Source organism: Roseomonas fluvialis (genome assembly GCF_022846615.1).
GTDB classification, from domain to species: Bacteria; Pseudomonadota; Alphaproteobacteria; order Acetobacterales; family Acetobacteraceae; genus Neoroseomonas; species Neoroseomonas fluvialis.
In genome coordinates, this window is record NZ_AP025637.1 from 267,545 (window position 1) to 284,478 (window position 16,934).

A 16,934-nucleotide genomic window follows, 5' to 3' on the forward strand; every position below is an offset into this window, starting at 1 on the left:
GCGCCTGTTGTGCGCCGGGTGGCCGGCCAGCGCCGTGGGCCGGTGCCGGCATGCGCGAATGGATCTTCAGGTCTCGGGCCGCGCGGGCTCGCGCGGGCGGCCCACGGTGGACAGCGGCAGCGACAGCCATTGCTCGATGAAGGAGGATTCGATCTTCGAGGCCTCGGCGATTTCCGCCATCACCTCGGCATGGCCGGGCTGGGCGCTGGCGGGCTCGGGGCCGCCCTCCCGCCGGTCGGAGGCGTTCAGCCGCGGAATCGCCGGCGGGCGCGGGAAGCCGGTGTAGTGCGCGACCGCATCCAGGAAGTCGTTCAGCGCATCGGACCGCCCGAGCACGTAGCTGCGCGTCTGCAGGGCGTGGCGCACCTGCTGCAGGTTCGTGGCGCCGAACACGATGCGCAGCTGCGCGTTCACCACCTGCTGGCGGAACGGGGCGAAGCTGCGGAAGGCCTCGGCCAGCGTCAGGCCCTGCAGTTGCGCATGCAGCGGGTGCTTGGGCGTGCCTCGGATGTAGTCATACAGCGATGCGGCGCGGGGCGCAGGGTCGCGGAACACCGACAGGAACACGTTCTCGCGCACCTCGGCCTTCGCGGCCGGGTTGTTCACGTCGATATGGCCGGTGACCAGCAGGTAGTTGTGGAAAAAGGCGGGGTCCGTGCGCACCGCCGCCGCCAGGTCGATCCCGCCGGCATAGAGCACCAGGGAGCGGAACATCCGGTCGAAGACGCGGCTGACCGAGGTGCCCGCGGTCTTGGGGATGTGCAGGAAGTGGTACAGCGGCAGCAACCGGGGTTCGATGCCGAAGGGCGCGCGCATGGCGCCGTGGCCGGCCGGCGCGGGCGCGTCGGGTTCGGCATCGGGGACGTAGGCGCGGCTGAAGCGCGCGCCGGCACGCTTGCGGAATTCACCGCTGCGCATCACGAAGACCATGACGTCGACCGCGCTCATGCCCGCGGCGCGGAAGCGGTTGGGCAGGGCGTCGTTCTCGGGCGCGCGACCCAGCAGCATGCCCCAGATCGCGGCGACTTCCTCGTTCGTCACCAGCCAGGGCGGTGTGTCGCCCGCGTGGCGGCGGCGCAGGCTGCGCCATTCCTCCGAGGCCAGGATCTCGGCGATCACGACGCCGATGTGGCGCGACTTCTCCTGTGCGGTCACCACCGCCTCGTCGCGCGGTGCGCGGCCCAGCAGCGCGCGGTGGGCGTGCAGGATGTCGTCGCGGCTGACCGGCATCAGGCGTCCTTGCGGCAGGCCGGGGGCGGGGTCAAGCGGCCGGCGCGGCCATGGGCGGGCGCGCCGACTGGCGCAGATGCGCGCGCGCCAGGCGGAACACCACGCGGTCCAGCCAGACCGATCGTTCGATCTCGGCGCGCGCCTGCGCGTCCGGGGGTTCCTCGACCACGGGCCCGAGGCCGGGGGCGGCATCGGTGCGCGCATTCAGCCGCGCCAGCGCCGGCAGGCGCGGCATGCCATAGGCCAGCGCCACCCTGGCGTAGACCTCGTGCAGGTTGGACGTGAGGCCCACCACGTCGATCGCGAGCAGATTGCCCAGCGCGCGGTGCAGCACCTCGAGCTCGGTGACCGGCAGGGCCGCGCCGCCGGCGAAGTAGCGATAGGTCAGGTCGCCGTTCACCGTCACTTGCCCGGCCAGGTAGCGGGTCATGGTGTTGTTCACGGAATCCTGGACCTGATGGTGCGGGTTGCGCAGGAATTCCGCGAGCGGCGCGCTGCGGGCCAGCGCCGGACCCTCCATGCCCGGGCGCGCCACCGCCTCGGCGGTGTGGCGCTTCCAGTACAGGTAGCTCGACATCAGGCGCTCGACCGGGTCGCGCAGCACGGTCACGAGAAACAGCGGGCCGGGGATCAGGCGCACCTGGTCGAAGTTGAAGTGGCCGCAGAAGTACCGGTAGCGGTCAAGCTGTTCGCGCGGCAGGTCATGCAGGTTCGAGAACCGCTCGGGGCAGATCTCCTCCGGCGCGAAATGGGCCGAGAAATGGTGGTGCAGCGTGGTGCCGCCGGTCTTGGGCAGGTGCAGGAACACGAGCTTGCGCCCGCCGGCCTGCGGCGGAGGAAGGGTCGCCATGCGCGACCGATACCAGAGCCGGCCGTGCCGCGCACCCCTGGCCGCGACGCCTGCCGTGCCTATGCTGGGCGCAATTACGAGGAGGACGCGGCGATGCTGCCATTGGCGGGGATACGGGTGATCGAGGTCGGCCAGGCGCTGGCCGGGCCGCTGGCCGGGGCGATCATGGCCGACATGGGGGCCGACGTGATCAAGGTGGAGAAGCCCGATGGCGGCGACGACGCACGCGGCTGGGGACCGCCCTTCGGCCCGGATGGCGTGACTTCGCTGTATTTCCACGGGCAGAACCGCAACAAGCGGTCGATCCGGCTGGACCTGAAGCGTGCCGAGGATGTCGAGGCATTGCACCGCCTGTGCGAGTCCGCCGACATCCTGGTGCAGAACCTGCGCGCCGGCGTGGTCGAGGAGATTGGCATCGGCCCCGCCGCCATGACGGCGCGGCATCCGCGTCTGGTCTATTGCTCGATCTGGGCCTTCGGCAACGCCGGGCCGATGCGCATGCGCCCGGGCTTCGACCCGCTGCTGCAGGCCTATGGCGGCATGATGAGCGTGACCGGGCGGCCCCAGGACCCGCCTACCTTCGCCGGTGCGTCGATCAACGACAAGGCGACCGGGATGTTCACCGTGATCGGCGCGCTCGGGCTGCTGCGTCGGCGCGAGGTCACGGGCCGCGGCGGCGTGGTGGATACGTCGTTGTTCGAGACCGCGGTGCATTGGGTGGAAGGGCAGGTGAACAACCACCTGGCCACAGGCGACGTGCCGAAGCGCCACGGCACCGGCGGCGCGGTGATCGTGCCCTACCAGGTGTTCGACACCGCCGACCGCCCGCTGTGCCTCGCGGCTGGCAACGACAGGCTGTGGGCACGCTGCGCGCAGGTCCTGGGCCATGCCGAATGGGCGGCGGACGAACGCTTCGCGAAAGGCCCCGCGCGCGTGCGCAACAAGGCAGAGCTGATCCCGATGATCGCGCAGGTCCTGCTGACGCGCCCGCGCGATGCCTGGATCGCCGCGCTGGAAGCCGCGGGCGTGCCGTGCTCGCCGGTCAACGATATCGGCGAGGTGGTGGCGAGCGAACAATTCGCCGCCATGGACATGGTGCAGCCCCTGCCCGGCGGTGGGCCGCGCGTGGTGGGCCTGCCGATCAGCTTCGACGGGGTGCGCCCACGCCCAGCGCGCGGCGCGCCGGCACTGGGCGAACACGACGCGGAGGTGCTGGGCCGGGGCGGCTGACCGGCGCGGTCAGTCACCTTCCTCGAGCCGCGCGATGTCGTCGTCCGACAACCCGAAATGATGCCCGATCTCATGGATCAGCACGTTGCGGACGAGGCGGAACAGGTCCTCCCCGGTCTCGATCCATTCGAGCAGGATCGGCTCGCGGTACAACAGGATGCGGTCGGGTTCGCGCGGGATGTCGCCGACCGACTTCTCGGTCAGCGGGACACCCTGGTACAAGCCGGTGAGCTCCCACGGGCTCTCGATGCCCATGTCGCGCAGAGTCTCGTCATCCGGCACGTCCTCGACCAGGATGGCGGTGCCGCGCACCAGGTCGCGAAGCGGCGCAGGGATTGCCGCGAGCGCATGCTCGGCCATCTCCACAAGGTCATCGAGGCCGGGCGGGGTCGAGAAACGCATGGCGCGTCATGCGCGGCAGGACCGCCCGCCGTCAAGCAAAGGGAACCCGCCGATGGTCGAGACACTGGACGCCACCGCCCGCGCAAGCCTGGCCACCGACCTGCCGCACTGGACGTTGCTGGAAGGCCGCGACGCCATCACGCGCAGCTTCCGCTTCGCCGACTTCAACGAGGCCTGGGGCTTCATGGCCCGCGTCGCCCTGCTGGCGGAGAAGCACGACCACCACCCCGAATGGTTCAACGTCTGGAACCGCGTGGAGATTACGCTGAGCACCCACGACGCCGGCGGACTCAGCGCACGCGACGTGGGGCTGGCGAAGGGGATCGACGGGCTGGTGGCGTGAGGGTTGGGCGGCGCGACCGGAGAGGGGCTTTGCCCCCCTCCGGACCTCCCCCCACCAGGGGGCTACGGCCCCCTGGACCGCGGGTCTTCAATCGGGGGAATTGGGGAGGGGCATGGCGCACCCGCCTCGTCGGCGGCACCGACGATACCCCTCCCCAATTTCCCCGATCAAGTCGAGGGTTCCAAGGGCCTTAAGCCCTTGGTGGGTGGGGTCCGGGGAGGGCAAAGCCCTCCCCGCCGAGCGCCCCACCCATCACAGCGCCCGCCAGCCGATATCCCTCCGGCAGAACCCGCCGGGCCAGTCGATGGTGTCGACGGCCACGTAGGCCGCGGCCTGGGCCTCCGCCAGCGTCGTGCCGGTCGCCGTGATACCCAGCACGCGGCCGCCGGTGGCGACCAGGGCACCGTCCTCGCGGCGTGCGGTGCCGGCGTGGAAGACCTGCACGCCTGGGATCTGCGCGGCGCGTTCGATGCCGCGGATTTCGCTGCCCTTGTCGTAGCTGCCCGGGTAGCCGCGTGCGGCCATGACCACGACCAGCGAATGCAGCGGTTCCCAGCGCAGGTCGAAGGAGGCGAGTTCGCCGTCGCAGGCGGCGAGCAACGCGGGAAGCAGATCGCTGCGCAGGCGCACCATCAGTGCCTGGCATTCGGGGTCGCCGAAGCGGACGTTGAATTCGATCAGGCGCGGGCCGTCCTGCGTGATCATGAGCCCGGCAAACAGAACGCCGCGGAAGGGGGCGCCGCGGCGGGCCATCTCGGCCAGGACGGGCTTCACGATGCGCGCCATCACGTCGTCGCGCAGGCCGTCGGTGAAGACGGGCGGCGGGGAATAGGCGCCCATGCCGCCGGTGTTCGGGCCGGTGTCGCCATCGCCCACGCGCTTGTGGTCCTGCGCGGCGCCGAGCGGGATGGCGTCCGTGCCGTCGCACAACGCGAAGAACGAGACTTCCTGGCCGACCAGGCATTCCTCGATGAGCACGGTCGCACCGGCGGTCCCGTGGATGCGCGATTCCATGATATCGGCGATGGCGGCTTCCGCTTCGTCCACGGTGGCGGCGACGACCACGCCCTTGCCGGCCGCGAGCCCATCAGCCTTCACCACGATGGGCGCGCCCTGCGCACGGATATAGGCGCGCGCAGCGCCGGGATCGGTGAAGCGTTGCCAGCGCGCGCCTGGCGCGCCGGCGGCGTCCGCGACCTCGCGCGTGAAGGCCTTGCTGCCTTCGAGCTGCGCGGCTGCGGCGGATGGCCCGAAGCACTTGAGGCCGGCCGCCGCGCAGGCATCCGCCAGGCCGAGCGTGAGCGGCGCCTCCGGCCCCGCCACGACCAGGTCGATCTGCTGCGCCACCGCGAAGGCGACGATGGCGGGAATGTCCTCTGCCCCGATCGGCACGCACTCCGCGACCTCGGCGATGCCGGCGTTGCCCGGCGCGCACCACAGCCGCGTGAGCAGCGGGGATGCCGCGATCGCCCAGCACAGCGCGTGTTCCCGCCCGCCGCCGCCGACCACCAGGACCTTCATGGAGCCCCCGTTCCGCACCGCATGTGACCACCCCGTTCCGCAACGGGGGCGCCTTAGCATAGGGTGGCGTCATGGACACGCCCGCGACCAACATTCCCGACTACAGCGTCTCGGACCTGGCGGGCGCGATTCGCCGCACGCTGGAAGGCGCCTTCGGCCGCGTGCGCGTGCGCGGCGAGATCACCGAGATGAAGCGCTATCCGTCCGGCCATGTGTATCTTTCGCTGAAGGACCAGGACGCGAAGATCGAGGCGGTGATCTGGAAGACCGCGATCCGCAACATCGGCACCATGCCCGAGAACGGCGTGGAGATGATCGCGACCGGGCGCATCTCCACCTATGCAGACCGGTCGAAGTACCAGCTGGTCATCGAACGCCTGGAATATGCCGGCGAGGGCGCGCTGCTCGCGCGCATCGAAGCACTCCGCAAGCGCATGATCGCCGAGGGCCTGTTCGACGACACGCGCAAGCAGCCCATCCCGCGCCTACCGGCGGTGATCGGCGTGGTGACGTCGGAGAAGGGTGCGGTCATCCAGGACATCCGCACCACGATCGCTCGGCGCTTCCCGCGCCATATCCTGCTGTGGCCGGTACCGGTGCAGGGCCAGGGCGCGGCGGAGCAGATCGCCGCCGCCATCCGCGGCTTCGATGCCATCATGCCGGGCGGGCGCGTGCCTCGGCCCGACGTGATCATCGTCGCGCGCGGCGGCGGGTCGCTGGAAGACCTGATGGCCTTCAACGAGGAGATCGTCATCCGCGCTGCGGCGATGTGCTCCATCCCGCTGATCAGCGCGGTGGGGCACGAGACCGACACGACGCTGATCGACTACGCCTCCGACCGCCGCGCGCCGACGCCGACGGCGGCGGCGGAACTCGCCGTGCCGGCGCGCGTGGAATTGCAGGGCGCGCTGTCGCAGACCGGCGCACGGCTGGTGCAGGCGGCGGCCGGGCTGCTCAACGGCGCGCGGCTGCGGCTGCTGCGCGCGGATCGCGGACTGCCGGACGTGCCGGAACGCCTCGCGCGATCGCGCCAGCGCTTGGACGACATCGGCGACCGGCTGCCGCGCGCGCTGGCCGGGCTGCTGAGCGCGCGCCGCCAGTCCATCGCGGTGCTGCGCGTGCCGCATCCGCGCGAGGGCATCCTGGCACGCCGCGCCGCCGTGCAGGGGCTGACGCTGCGCCTGTCCGCGGCCTGGGCGCGCCAGCGCGACGCGCGTGCCCGCGCACCGGCCATCGCGAGGCTTTCCCCCGCGCCGGTGCAGGCGCTGCTGCGCCAGAAACGCGCCGTGCTCGAGGGATTGTCGGGACGCCTCGAAAGCGCCTCCTACCAATCCGTCCTGGCGCGCGGCTTCGCCCTGGTGCGCGACGCCGAGGGTCACGCCATCACGGCGGCCGGCAGCATCACGCCAGGCCAAGCCTTGCGCCTGGGCTTCGCGGACGGCGAGACGCGCGCGACGGCGGACGGCGCGGCACCGCGACGGAAGGGGCCGGCGCAAGGGCAGGGAAGCTTGCTGTGAACGGTGATGTTGCGCGGGGCGGGGCTTTGCCCCTCCCCGGACCCCTCCCCACCAAAGGCCTAGGGGCCTCTGGACACCAGGATTTGATCCGGGATGTCGGGGAGGGGGCGGTTGCGCGTGCGGCGGCTGGCGGGCCCGCGAGCCCCCTCCCCGACATCCCCGATGAAAGTGACGGGATCGAAGGGCCTTTCGGCCCTTGGCGGGGTGGTCCGGAGGGGCAGAGCCCCTCCGTGCTCCACCGCCGCGCATTGCTCGCGCTCCCCGCCCTGCTGCTGGCCCGCCCCGCTGCCGCCGTGACCTTCCCCGACCGTGGCCTCACGCAGGGTGGGTTCGTGGTCGGCCAGGCGGCGCCGGGCACGCGGCTTGCGCTGGATGGGCGTGCCGTGCGCGTGGCCGCGGATGGCGCCTTCGCCTTCGGTTTCGGGCGCGATCATGGGACGACGTCCGTGCTCGCCGTCACGCAGCCGGGGCAGCGGGCGGAGGAGCGGCGCCTGTCGATCGCGCGGCGGCAGTGGCAGGAGCAGCGCATCAGCGGCCTGCCGCCGGCGCAGGTGACGCCGGACGAGGAGACGCTGCAGCGCATCCTGCGCGAGCGAGAGCGGCTTGGCGCCGCGCGTGCGACGGACTCGGCGCTGACCGGCTTCGCGCAGGGCTTCATCGCGCCGGCGACGGGGCGCATCTCGGGTGTCTTCGGCAGCCGGCGCGTGCTCAATGGCCAGCCGCGGCAGCCGCATTACGGGCTGGATTTCGCGGTGCCGACCGGCACGCCGATGCTCGCGGCCGCGGCGGGTCGTGTGACACTGGCGGACAGCTTCCACTTCTTCGGCGATCTGGTGGTGATCGACCACGGGCATGGCGTGAACACGCTCTATGCCCATCTCTCGCGCATCGATGTTCGGGAGGGGCAGATGGTGGCCAAGGGCGAACGCATCGCGCTGTCCGGTGCGACGGGGCGCGTGACCGGGCCGCACCTGCATTTCTCCCTGTCGTGGTACCAGGTTTGGCTGGATCCGCAGCCGGTGGTGCTGGGCGCATGAGCACGTCGCTCGCCTGGGATGAACGCTATGCCGGCGGCGGCTTCCAGTTCGGCGAGGCGCCGAACCTGTTTCTGCTGTCGCAGGCGCATCGGCTGAAGCCGGGGATACGCGCGCTGGCGGTCGGCGATGGCGAGGGACGCAATGGCGTCTGGCTGGCCGAACAGGGGTTGGAAGCGACCAGCGTGGATTGGTCGGACGTTGGCCTGGGGAAGGCGCGGGCGCTCGCCGCGCGCCGAGGGGTTGCGCTGCAGACCGTCACTGCCGACCTCACGCGCTGGGACTGGCCCGTGGCGGGCTTCGACGTGATTGCCTGGATCTTCGTGCACCTGCCGCCGGAAGACCGCACGCTGGCCTGCGACGGGGCGATGCGCGCGCTCGCACCTGGCGGGCTGCTGCTGCTGGAGGCCTTCACGCCGGCGCAGGAAGGCCGCCGCAGCGGTGGGCCGAAGGATACGTCGCTGTTGTGGTCCCGCGCGCTGGTCGAACGACATTTCGCGGGGCTCGAGGTGCTGGAACTACTGGAGGGCACGATGGCGCTGGACGAAGGCCCGCGCCACCAGGGCCTGGCGGAGGTGGTTCGCGCGGTGCTCCGCCGCCCCTGACGCTACTTGTGCAGCAGGCGCCCCAGCACGGGCATCGCCGCGAAGCCGACCGCCAGGCCCACCACGCCGGCGATCGCCGCGTTCACCACCCATTCCACCACGCCGCCGCCCACCGCACGGCCCGCCGCGGCGGCGACGCCATGCGCCCAGTGCGGCAGCGCGCCCAGGCCGAATTCCTCGAGCCCGTGCAGGATGATGCCGCCGCCGACCCAGATCATGGCCGCGGTGCCCACGACCGACAGCACCTTCAGCACCACCGGCATGCCGCGCACCAGCAGCGCGCCGGCCGAAATGCCGCGCCGGACCATCGCCGCGCCCACGTCGTCAGCCTTCACGATGATGGCGACCACGCCATAGACGCCGACGGTGATGACCAGCGCGACCAGCGCCAGCACCGCCGCCTGCGTCCAGATGTTCGACTGCGGCATGGTGGCGAGCGCGATCGCCATGATCTCGGCCGACAGGATGAAGTCGGTCTTGATGGCGCCGGCGACACGCTCGTTCTCGAGATGCAGGGCATCGACGGGCGGTGCGTCGGCAGCCGCTTCGGGCGCATGTGGGCGGATCCATTCCGCCACCTTCTCGCTGCCTTCGAAGCACAGGTAGATGCCGCCCAGCACCAGCAGCGGCGTGATCAGCCAGGGCGCGAAGGCCGACAGCAGCAGCGCGGCCGGTAGCAGCACCAGGAACTTGTTGCGTAGCGACCCCATCGCGATACGGCCGATGATCGGCAATTCGCGCTTGGCGTCGAAGCCGACCACGTAGCGCGGCGTGACCGCGGCATCGTCAATCACGACGCCGGCGGCCTTCGCGCCGGCCTTGCCGGCCTGCAGCGCGACATCGTCGAGCGAGGCCGCGGCCACCTTGGCGATGGCGGCAACGTCATCCAGCAGGGCGAGGAGGCCTGTGCTCATGTGCAATGTGTCCCGGGCGCGGAAGCCGCACCCTCGCAGATGCGAGACGGGCGTTCAATCCGCGGGCGCAGCGTGGAGACACGCCAGCGCCGGATGTGACCGCGCCTTTGGCCGCCGCCGCCCGCAGGCGCACACCGGTCGCTACAGCACGGTGTCGCCGGTCAGGGTGATGCCCGGCAGGGTGCCGACCCTCGTGAGCAACAGCGTACCGCCACCGATGCTGATCGTGCCGCCAGACAGCAGGATGTCCCGTTCGCTGACCAGCCGGACGCCGCCGTCCGGCCCTGGGTGCGGCAGAGGCTCGTGGACGCTGCCAAGCGAAATCCTGCCGTCAGCTAGCGGGATGTTCAGCGGCGGCGGGCCGGCGCCGCGCAGCAGCACGCTGTCGCCGCCGTCGAAGGTGAACAGGTAGCCGGCGGCGACCTCGGCGCCGGTGACGGACCCGAAGGCGCCGAACGAGACGACATCCGTCGTCCAGTCGAAATCCACCACGACGTCGTTGCCACTGCCGGGCGCGAAGACGAAGACGTCGCTGCTCGCGCCACCCCACATCGTGTCGTTGCCCGCGCCGCCCAGGATGCTGTCGTTCCCGCCCTGCCCGTAAAGCCGATCCGCGCCGGCGCTGCCGACCACCGTATTGTCGGCGCCATTGCCCACGCCGAAGCGGGCCGCGCCGTCCAGCACCAGCACTTCGATCCCGGCGCCAAGCTGGTATCCGTCCGCGCCCGAGGCGATGACCGTGTCCGCCCCGCCGCCCGGCAGTTCCAGCGCCCGGTCGGCGCGGCTGTCGACCAGCAACGTATCGTCGCCCGCGCCGCCGCGCAGCGTGTCGGTGCCCGCGCCGCCCACCAGGCGGTCGCGCCCGCTGCGCCCATCGAGCAGGTCGGCGCCGCCACCGCCTTCGAGCGTATCGTCGCCGGCGAGACCGAACAGGCGGTTGGCCGCGGCATTGCCAATGATCCGTGTCGCGCTTCCGGCCGCGGTGCCGCCGGCCGCGCCCGCGGCCTCCGAGAGTACCAGCGTCTCGATGCCGGACGACAGGCGGAAGGTCGCCGCAGCGATCACGGTGTCGGCGCCGGCGGTGTCGCTCACGCGATCGCCCTGGCCGTCGACCAGATAGAGGTCGTCTCCGGCGCCGCCCGCCAGCAGGTCGTCCGCCGCGCCGCCGTCGAGCGTGTCGTTGCCGGCCCCGCCCAGCAGCGTGTCGCGGCCGGCGGCGCCGGAGAGGCGGTCGGCCTCGCCCTCGCCGAACAGCCGGTCGTTGCCGTCCATGCCATACAGCGTGTCGTTGCCGGCCCCGCCCTGTACGGTGTCGTCGCCGCCCCCGGCATAGGCGATATCGCGTCCGGCGCCCGCGCGCACGCGGTCCGCGCCATCGGCCGGGACCGCGGCGACGGGGTCCAGCCGGAACACCTCGCCGCCATAGTCCACCACCAGAAGGGCGCCGTCCGGCGCCGTGGCGAAGGCCGCCGGCAGTTGCATCGCACCGGCCGTGGGCGTGATCAGCGTGTTGATCTGCGTGCGCGTCCAGGTGCCGTCGCCATCGGTGTCGTCGAGCGCGAAGATCCGCCCGCTTGCGAAGTCGCCGAAGATGTATTGGCCGTGCAGCGCCTCGGACGGGCCGCGATAGACCGTGCCGCCGGTGACCGACCGCCCGTCGCCGGACTCATGCGTGTAGTCGTGGATCGGGAAGACCAGCCCGTCGGTCGGCGCGGTTGGCGTCGCGTAGGGGGCGTTGCCCTCGTAGAGGCGCCAGCCGAGGTTGTCGCCGGCACCGACGATGTTGATCTCCTCGCGCGCATTCTGCCCCACGTCGCCGACGAACAGGCGGCCGGTCGCGGGGTCGAAGCCGGCGCGGAACGGGTTGCGCAAGCCATAGGCGTAGATCTCGTCGAGCCCCGCCGTGGCCGCGAAGGGGTTGTCGTCCGGAATGGCGTAGTTGCGGCGGTCATCGGCGGCGAAGTCGTCGCCATCCACATCGACCCGCAGCACCTTGCCCAGCAGCACGTTCAGGTTCTGCGCATTGTTGTTCGGGTCCCCGCCGCCGCCGCCATCGCCCGATGTCGCATACAGCATTCCGTCGGGGCCGAAGCCGATCCATCCGGCCTTGTGGTTCACCGCGTTCGGCTGCGGGATCTCGAGGATGGTGCGCGCGCTGCCCGGCACTACAATGCCGTCGGCGCCGAGCCGGTATTCGCGGATCTCGCTGGTGCCCTCGGGCTGCGAGAGGAACACGAAGAAGCGTCCATTCGTGGCGAAGTCGGGATGGAAGGCGAGGCCGAGCAGTCCGCGCTCCCCGGTGATGGCGATCTGCCCGGTCAGGTCCAGCGCCGGCGTGGGCGCGATGGTGCCGGTCGCGAGGCCCATCACCTTCAGCAGGCCGTCGCGTTCCAGGATGAACAGGCGGCCGGATTCGTCCGGCGGTGCGGCAACCGCGATCGGCTTCGCGAGACCCTCGGCGATCCGTGTCGCGACGATACTGTTGACGGCGAGGCCCGGCGTGAAGGCGATGATCACGTCGTCGGTCGAGCCGCCCGCCAGTGTCTCTCCCGCCTGGCTTCCCGTGATCTGGGCCATGCCTGTCCCCCTGCCGGGCCAGACCCTAGCGCGGTTTTCGACCTGTCGGTATCGGCACCGTTGCGCAACGGTTGGCCAGGTGGCGGTGCGGGTGGGCGTCGTCTGTCCGGAGCACGCGCCAGCGAAGGGCGCGCGGCAGGGCCGTCACGCCCCTGTCACGATGCCGGATCAGCCATTCGTCATGCCGCCGTTGATGGCCGCGGAGACCAGCGACACCACCAACGAGCCGAAAAATGCGGCCCAGAAGCCCGTCACCGTGAAGTCCGGCACCAGGCGTGCGACGAGCGCGAGCATGCCGGCATTCACCACCAGCACGAACAATCCAAAGGTCAGGATGGTGATCGGGATGGACAGGAGCAGCGCGACCGGCCGGATCGTGGCATTGACGATGCCGAGCACGATGGCGGCGATCAGCAGCGCCGTGCTGCTCCCGGCCTGCAGGCCCGGCACGATGGCGACGGCTACCCACAACGCCACCGCGGTGACCGTCGTCCGGAGCACGAATCCCAGCATTTCCCCCGCCTCGCACATCGCCACGCCGGCGCGCGGCCCCTGCAGCGGCACCTGTCCTCAGGCGCCGTCGATCCTGCGGCACGATACCCGGTCACACTGAATTCCGTGTGATCGGATCATGCTGTAGGTTCGCGTCAGGCCCTTCGCCGCGACCACCGTCACATCTCCTGGCAGTTTGCGCCGACCGCATGTCGATTTCCACCCTCGCCGGCACGGGCGCCCTGCTGCTCTGGGCCTTCCTCGCGTTGCTCGCTCGTATGGCGAGCGGGCTGCCGGCGCTCCAACTCACGAGCCTCGCCTTTGCAGTGGGCGGGGTCATCGCGGTCGGCGTGGTCGCGGCGCGCGGGCGGCTTGCGGCGCTGCGCCAGGGGCCGGTCGCGTGGTTGCACGGGGTGGGCGGGCTGTTCGGCTACCATGCGCTGTACTTCGCGGCACTTGCGCTGGCGCCGGCGGTCGAGGCGAACCTGCTGAACTACCTGTGGCCGCTGCTGATCGTGCTGCTGTCGGCGCCGGTGCTCGGGCTGCGGCTCGGTGCGCGGCGGCTCGCGGGCGTGGGGCTGGGCTTCGCGGGCTGTGCGCTGCTGGTGGGCGCGGGCGCGTCCTTCCCGGCGGGGGCGGGCTGGGGCTTCGCCTGCGCGGTGGGCTGCGCGGTGGTCTGGGCCGTCTATTCCGTCACGTCGAAGCGCATGGCCGCGGTGCCGACAGATGCGCTGGCCGGCTTCTGCCTCGCCACTGCCGGGCTGGCCGGCCTGGCGTCGTTTGCCTTCGAGACCCCGGTGATGCCGGATAGACGGCAATGGCTGGCGGTGCTGCTGCTCGGCGCAGGGCCGCTCGGCGCCGCCTTCTTCCTGTGGGATGCGGGGATGAAGCGGGGCGATCCGCGGCTGCTCGGCACGCTGGCCTATGCGGTGCCGGTCGCCTCCACGCTGCTGCTGGTGGCCGCCGGCGAGGGGGTGCTCGACTGGCGGGTGGCGGTGGCGGCCGCGCTGGTGGCGGGCGGGGGCCTGCTGGCGGCGACCGCGCGCGACTGAGGGGCGCGGGCGGTTTCAGCCGCGCTCGTCGCTGACGATCCGCCCATCCACCAGGTGGATGCGCCGCGTGGCGCGGCGCGCCAGGTCGGCATCATGCGTCACCACGAGCACGGCGCGCCCTTCCTCGGCCGCCAGGCGGGCGAAGATATCGAACACCGCGGCGGCGTTCTTCGTGTCGAGGTTGCCGGTCGGTTCGTCGGCCAGCAGCAGGATCGGGTCGTTGGCCAGGCAACGCGCGATGGCGACGCGCTGGCGCATGCCGCCCGAGAGCTGTTCGGGCAGCTTCGCCGCGGCATCACCGAGGCCGAGCGCTTCCAGCAGGCCCATGGCGCGCGCCCGCGCTGCCTCGCCCTGCAGCGCGCCGCGGCGGCGGATCGGGATCAGCACGTTGTCCAGCGCGGAGAACTCCGGCAGCAGGAAATGGAACTGGAACACGAAGCCGAGCCGTGCGAGGCGCAGCGCCGCGAGGTCGGGCGGTGCGAGGCGCGCGGTATCCGTGCCTTCCAGCAGCACGCGCCCCGAACTCGGCCGGTCCAGCAGGCCGAGCAGATACAGCAGCGAGGACTTGCCCGACCCCGACGGGCCGGTGATGGCGACGAATTCGCCGTTGGTCACGGTCAAGGAGATGTCGCTGACCAGCGTGACGCCTTCACCCAGGCGCTTGGTCACGCCCTCGGCCGCGAGAAGCGGCGCGGTCACGCCGCGCCCCGCACCACCTGCACGGGGTCGAGCCGTGCGGCGCGGCGCGCCGGGATCACCGCCGCCAGCGCGGCCGAGACCACCGCGAAGAAGGATGCGACCGCGAAGATCCGCCAGTCCTTGGCGAGCAGGAAGCGGTCGTTGCCGGCCGGCGTTTCCGTCCGGAAGCGCACCTGACCCAGCCCTTCGATCATCAATTGCCCGAGCAGGCAGCCGAGTGCCGCACCGAGCAACCCCGCGATGATGCCCTGCACCAGGAACAGCAGCTGGATGTCGCCTTCCGTGAAGCCCAACGACTTCAGGATGGCGATGTCGCGCGTCTTCTCGAACACCACGGTCGAGATGATGTTGTAGATGCCGAAGGCGGCCACCAGCAGGATGGCGCCGGTCACGCTGTACATGATCGCGTTCTGGATGATGAAGACCGTGAGGATGTTGCGGTTCTGCTCCTCCCAGGATTCGGTGCGGTCGCCGAAGCGTGCCTCGATGCTGCGCGCGAGCGGTTCGGCCTGTGTCACGTCGGCCAGGCGCAGCAGGATCTGGTTCACCACGTTGGGGCGGTCCTGCAGGACCTGGTTCACCTTCAGCAGCGCGTAGCCGGCCGATTGGTCCAGGCTGACCAGGCCGGTGTGGAAGATGCCCACGATCTTCATCTGCAGCGAGACGCCGCGCGGCGAGACGGCGATCACGCTGTCGCCCATCTGCACGCCGAGCCGTGTCGCGAGCGCATCCCCGATGATCAGGCCATTGGCGGCCGAGCGCAGATCCTCGAGGCTGCCCTGGATCATGTCCTTCTCGAGGTTCGCGACGCGGCGATAGCGGGAAGGCTCGATGCCCGTGACGCTGATGCTGACGTCGCGCGAGCCGTAGCGCAGCAGCGCGGGGCCGGTCAGGATCGGGGCCGCGGCGGCGCCGGGGATCGCCTCCAGGATCGCCATCTTCTCGCCGGCGGAGCGGATGCCGCGCACGCGGTCGCGCGGCTTCACGCCGTTCACGGACACCGCGCCGTCGGGTGCGGCCAGTTCGGCTGCCTGGGGCAGCGGGCGGCGGGTTTCGTCCTTGATGGTGATGTGCGGCTGCACGTCGATCACCTGCTGGACGAAATAGGTCTGGAAGCCCCGCATCAGCGACGCGATCGCAATGAAGAATGCAACGCCGAGCGCGACGCCGAGCACGCTGACCAGCGTCTGTCGCCGCCGGCGGGAGAGCATGCCGCGCGCCAGGTCGAGGATCAGCCTCATGGTGTGAGCCGCACCGTCTGGCCGGTGACGAGGCCGGCCGGCGGGTCGAGCACCACGGTCTCGCCCTGCGCCAGGCCGCGCAGGATCTCGACCGCGCGGGGGCCCTGCACGCCGAGTTCGACCTGGCGGGGGCGCACCGCCTCCCCCTGGACGACGAAGACGCGCCCGTCGCGCAAGGCCGCCGGCGGCACCAGCACGGCGTTGTCGGTCTGGCGCAGCACGATGTTCGCCTCGACCGTCATGCCGATCATGAGCGGCGTGTCGTCCGGCAGGACCAGGCGCACGCGGTAGGCCTTGCGGGTGGCATCGCCCTTGGGGGTGATCTGGCCGACGGTCGCGGTCAGCACCTGGCCGGGGAAGGCATCGGCGCGCAGCAGCACGCGCTGGCCTTCGCGGACCTGGGCGATGTCTTCCTCATCCACCTCGGCGGTGACGCGCAGCGGGCTGGGTTCGCCGATCCAGAACAGGCTGGCGGGGGTGTCGACCACCTCGCCGACCTCGATGTCGCGGCGCAGCACCACGCCATCGGCCGGGGCGCGCACGATGTAGTCGTCCAGGCGCCGCTGGGCGGCTTCGGCCACGGCGCGCACGGCGCGGGCCTCGGCCTCGGCGCGGTCGAGGCTGGCGCGCGCGGCGATGTCCCGGGTGACCAGGGTGCGGATGCGGGCGAGGTCTTCCTGGGCAAAGCGGGCGCGGGCCTCGGTTTCCTCGGCGCGGTGGGCGGCTTCGCGGTTGTCGAGCCGCGCCAGGGGCTGGCCTTCGGTCACGCGGGCCCCTTCGTCAACCAGGACTTCGGTGACGCGGGCGCGGACGGCGGGACCGACGCGGGCCCAATGGACCGGCTCGACGCTGCCGGTGGCGTAGACGGCGCGCAGGGCCGGGCCGGTGGTGGCCACGGCGATCGCGACGGCAGGGGGCAGTGTCCACCAGAACCAGCCGCCGGCGGCGGCGAGGGCGAGGAGGAGGGTCAGCAGCAGGCGGCGACGCATGGTCAGGCATGGTTAGCACGGCAGTGGCGGCGGCGCGCGGGGGGGATGGGGTGAAACCCGGTTGCGGGGGGACAGCGCGGCGGGTATTAGGCGCGGCCCGGGTCGCGCAGATGCCGCGCGAGGGGTTCGGGGCCGGCATAGCTCAGTGGTAGAGCAACTGATTCGTAATCAGTAGGTCCGCGGTTCAAATCCGCGTGCCGGCACCAGCTTCCAAGCCGAGAGTTACAGAACAGACAGG

General features: G+C 71.4%; 16 protein-coding genes and 1 tRNA gene. 7 read left to right on the forward strand and 10 right to left on the reverse strand.

What is annotated here, in order from left to right:
• Positions 1-66: 66 nt before the first annotated feature.
• Entirely contained in the window at positions 67-1,230 is a 1,164-nt protein-coding gene (locus tag MWM08_RS01310) for a hypothetical protein (RefSeq protein ID WP_244457671.1), read from the reverse strand.
• A gap of 31 nt (positions 1,231-1,261) precedes the next feature.
• The gene (locus tag MWM08_RS01315) at positions 1,262-2,080 is read right to left on the reverse strand and encodes a sulfotransferase family 2 domain-containing protein (RefSeq protein WP_244457672.1); all 819 of its coding nucleotides are present in this window, start codon (positions 2,078-2,080) and stop codon (positions 1,262-1,264) included.
• Between the two features lie 24 nt (positions 2,081-2,104).
• On the opposite strand from MWM08_RS01315, the gene MWM08_RS01320 reads away from it, so the two are divergent.
• The gene (locus MWM08_RS01320) at positions 2,105-3,310 is read left to right on the forward strand and encodes a CaiB/BaiF CoA transferase family protein (protein WP_244457673.1); all 1,206 of its coding nucleotides are present in this window, start codon (positions 2,105-2,107) and stop codon (positions 3,308-3,310) included.
• A gap of 9 nt (positions 3,311-3,319) precedes the next feature.
• Here MWM08_RS01320 and MWM08_RS01325 read toward each other — a convergent pair whose 3' ends face one another.
• Entirely contained in the window at positions 3,320-3,712 is a 393-nt protein-coding gene (locus tag MWM08_RS01325) for a metallopeptidase family protein (protein WP_244457674.1), read from the reverse strand.
• Between the two features lie 52 nt (positions 3,713-3,764).
• Here MWM08_RS01325 and MWM08_RS01330 point away from each other — a divergent pair, with 52 nt between their 5' ends.
• On the forward strand, positions 3,765-4,055 hold the full coding sequence (locus tag MWM08_RS01330; RefSeq protein ID WP_244457675.1) for a 4a-hydroxytetrahydrobiopterin dehydratase: 291 nt from the start codon (positions 3,765-3,767) through the stop codon (positions 4,053-4,055).
• A gap of 252 nt (positions 4,056-4,307) precedes the next feature.
• Here the strand turns inward: MWM08_RS01330 and purD are convergent, their stop codons facing one another.
• Positions 4,308-5,576, reverse strand: a complete 1,269-nt coding sequence (gene purD / locus MWM08_RS01335; protein ID WP_244457676.1) for a phosphoribosylamine--glycine ligase — start codon at positions 5,574-5,576, stop codon at positions 4,308-4,310.
• A 71-nt stretch (positions 5,577-5,647) separates the two neighbouring features.
• Between purD and xseA the strand changes: the two genes are divergently transcribed.
• The 3 genes from xseA to MWM08_RS01350 all read left to right on the forward strand — a co-directional run bounded on the left by xseA (position 5,648) and on the right by MWM08_RS01350 (position 8,732).
• Complete coding sequence (gene xseA, locus MWM08_RS01340; RefSeq protein ID WP_244457677.1) at positions 5,648-7,093, forward strand: exodeoxyribonuclease VII large subunit; 1,446 nt, start codon at positions 5,648-5,650, stop codon at positions 7,091-7,093.
• 230 nt (positions 7,094-7,323) lie between these two features.
• A complete protein-coding gene (locus MWM08_RS01345; RefSeq protein WP_244457678.1) occupies positions 7,324-8,130 on the forward strand; it encodes a M23 family metallopeptidase in 807 nt (268 codons plus the stop codon).
• Positions 8,127-8,732 (forward strand): class I SAM-dependent methyltransferase, encoded by a 606-nt coding sequence (locus MWM08_RS01350; protein ID WP_244457679.1) that lies wholly within the window; start codon positions 8,127-8,129, stop codon positions 8,730-8,732. The genes MWM08_RS01345 and MWM08_RS01350 overlap by 4 nt, the downstream gene beginning before the upstream one ends.
• 2 nt (positions 8,733-8,734) lie before the next feature.
• Here the strand turns inward: MWM08_RS01350 and MWM08_RS01355 are convergent, their stop codons facing one another.
• From MWM08_RS01355 to MWM08_RS01375, 3 genes are all read right to left on the reverse strand, one after another.
• Entirely contained in the window at positions 8,735-9,646 is a 912-nt protein-coding gene (locus MWM08_RS01355) for a DUF808 family protein (protein WP_244457680.1), read from the reverse strand.
• A 141-nt stretch (positions 9,647-9,787) separates the two neighbouring features.
• A complete protein-coding gene (locus tag MWM08_RS26385) occupies positions 9,788-12,223 on the reverse strand; it encodes a PQQ-dependent sugar dehydrogenase (RefSeq protein ID WP_279323224.1) in 2,436 nt (811 codons plus the stop codon).
• Positions 12,224-12,391: 168 nt separating this feature from the next.
• Positions 12,392-12,787, reverse strand: coding sequence for a phage holin family protein (locus MWM08_RS01375; protein WP_244457681.1), 396 nt, complete (start codon positions 12,785-12,787; stop codon positions 12,392-12,394).
• Positions 12,788-12,924: 137 nt separating this feature from the next.
• On the opposite strand from MWM08_RS01375, the gene yddG reads away from it, so the two are divergent.
• Positions 12,925-13,767 (forward strand): aromatic amino acid exporter YddG, encoded by an 843-nt coding sequence (gene yddG, locus MWM08_RS26390; RefSeq protein WP_279323225.1) that lies wholly within the window; start codon positions 12,925-12,927, stop codon positions 13,765-13,767.
• A gap of 15 nt (positions 13,768-13,782) precedes the next feature.
• Here yddG and MWM08_RS01395 read toward each other — a convergent pair whose 3' ends face one another.
• Genes MWM08_RS01395 through MWM08_RS01405 form a run of 3 tightly spaced genes read right to left on the reverse strand, consistent with a single transcriptional unit; the run spans position 13,783 to position 16,696 of the window.
• Entirely contained in the window at positions 13,783-14,466 is a 684-nt protein-coding gene (locus MWM08_RS01395) for an ABC transporter ATP-binding protein (protein WP_244457682.1), read from the reverse strand.
• Complete coding sequence (locus MWM08_RS01400; RefSeq protein WP_244457683.1) at positions 14,463-15,707, reverse strand: ABC transporter permease; 1,245 nt, start codon at positions 15,705-15,707, stop codon at positions 14,463-14,465. Before MWM08_RS01400 ends, MWM08_RS01395 begins: the two co-directional genes overlap by 4 nt.
• A complete protein-coding gene (locus tag MWM08_RS01405) occupies positions 15,704-16,696 on the reverse strand; it encodes an efflux RND transporter periplasmic adaptor subunit (protein WP_244457684.1) in 993 nt (330 codons plus the stop codon). The genes MWM08_RS01400 and MWM08_RS01405 overlap by 4 nt, the downstream gene beginning before the upstream one ends.
• Before the next feature lie 131 nt (positions 16,697-16,827).
• On the opposite strand from MWM08_RS01405, the gene MWM08_RS01410 reads away from it, so the two are divergent.
• A tRNA-Thr gene (locus tag MWM08_RS01410) sits at positions 16,828-16,902 on the forward strand.
• The last annotated feature ends 32 nt before the right edge of the window (positions 16,903-16,934 follow it).

Coding starts and splice junctions, on each gene's coding strand:
- MWM08_RS01310 (WP_244457671.1), bottom strand. CDS start 1,230: ATGCCGGTCAGCCGCGACGACATCCTGCACGCCCACCGCGCGCTGCTG.
- MWM08_RS01315 (WP_244457672.1), bottom strand. CDS start 2,080: ATGGCGACCCTTCCTCCGCCGCAGGCCGGCGGGCGCAAGCTCGTGTTC.
- MWM08_RS01325 (WP_244457674.1), bottom strand. CDS start 3,712: ATGCGTTTCTCGACCCCGCCCGGCCTCGATGACCTTGTGGAGATGGCC.
- MWM08_RS01330 (WP_244457675.1), top strand. CDS start 3,765: ATGGTCGAGACACTGGACGCCACCGCCCGCGCAAGCCTGGCCACCGAC.
- purD (WP_244457676.1), bottom strand. CDS start 5,576: ATGAAGGTCCTGGTGGTCGGCGGCGGCGGGCGGGAACACGCGCTGTGC.
- xseA (WP_244457677.1), top strand. CDS start 5,648: ATGGACACGCCCGCGACCAACATTCCCGACTACAGCGTCTCGGACCTG.
- MWM08_RS01350 (WP_244457679.1), top strand. CDS start 8,127: ATGAGCACGTCGCTCGCCTGGGATGAACGCTATGCCGGCGGCGGCTTC.
- MWM08_RS01355 (WP_244457680.1), bottom strand. CDS start 9,646: ATGAGCACAGGCCTCCTCGCCCTGCTGGATGACGTTGCCGCCATCGCC.
- MWM08_RS26385 (WP_279323224.1), bottom strand. CDS start 12,223: ATGGCCCAGATCACGGGAAGCCAGGCGGGAGAGACACTGGCGGGCGGC.
- yddG (WP_279323225.1), top strand. CDS start 12,925: ATGTCGATTTCCACCCTCGCCGGCACGGGCGCCCTGCTGCTCTGGGCC.
- MWM08_RS01400 (WP_244457683.1), bottom strand. CDS start 15,707: ATGAGGCTGATCCTCGACCTGGCGCGCGGCATGCTCTCCCGCCGGCGG.
- MWM08_RS01405 (WP_244457684.1), bottom strand. CDS start 16,696: ATGCGTCGCCGCCTGCTGCTGACCCTCCTCCTCGCCCTCGCCGCCGCC.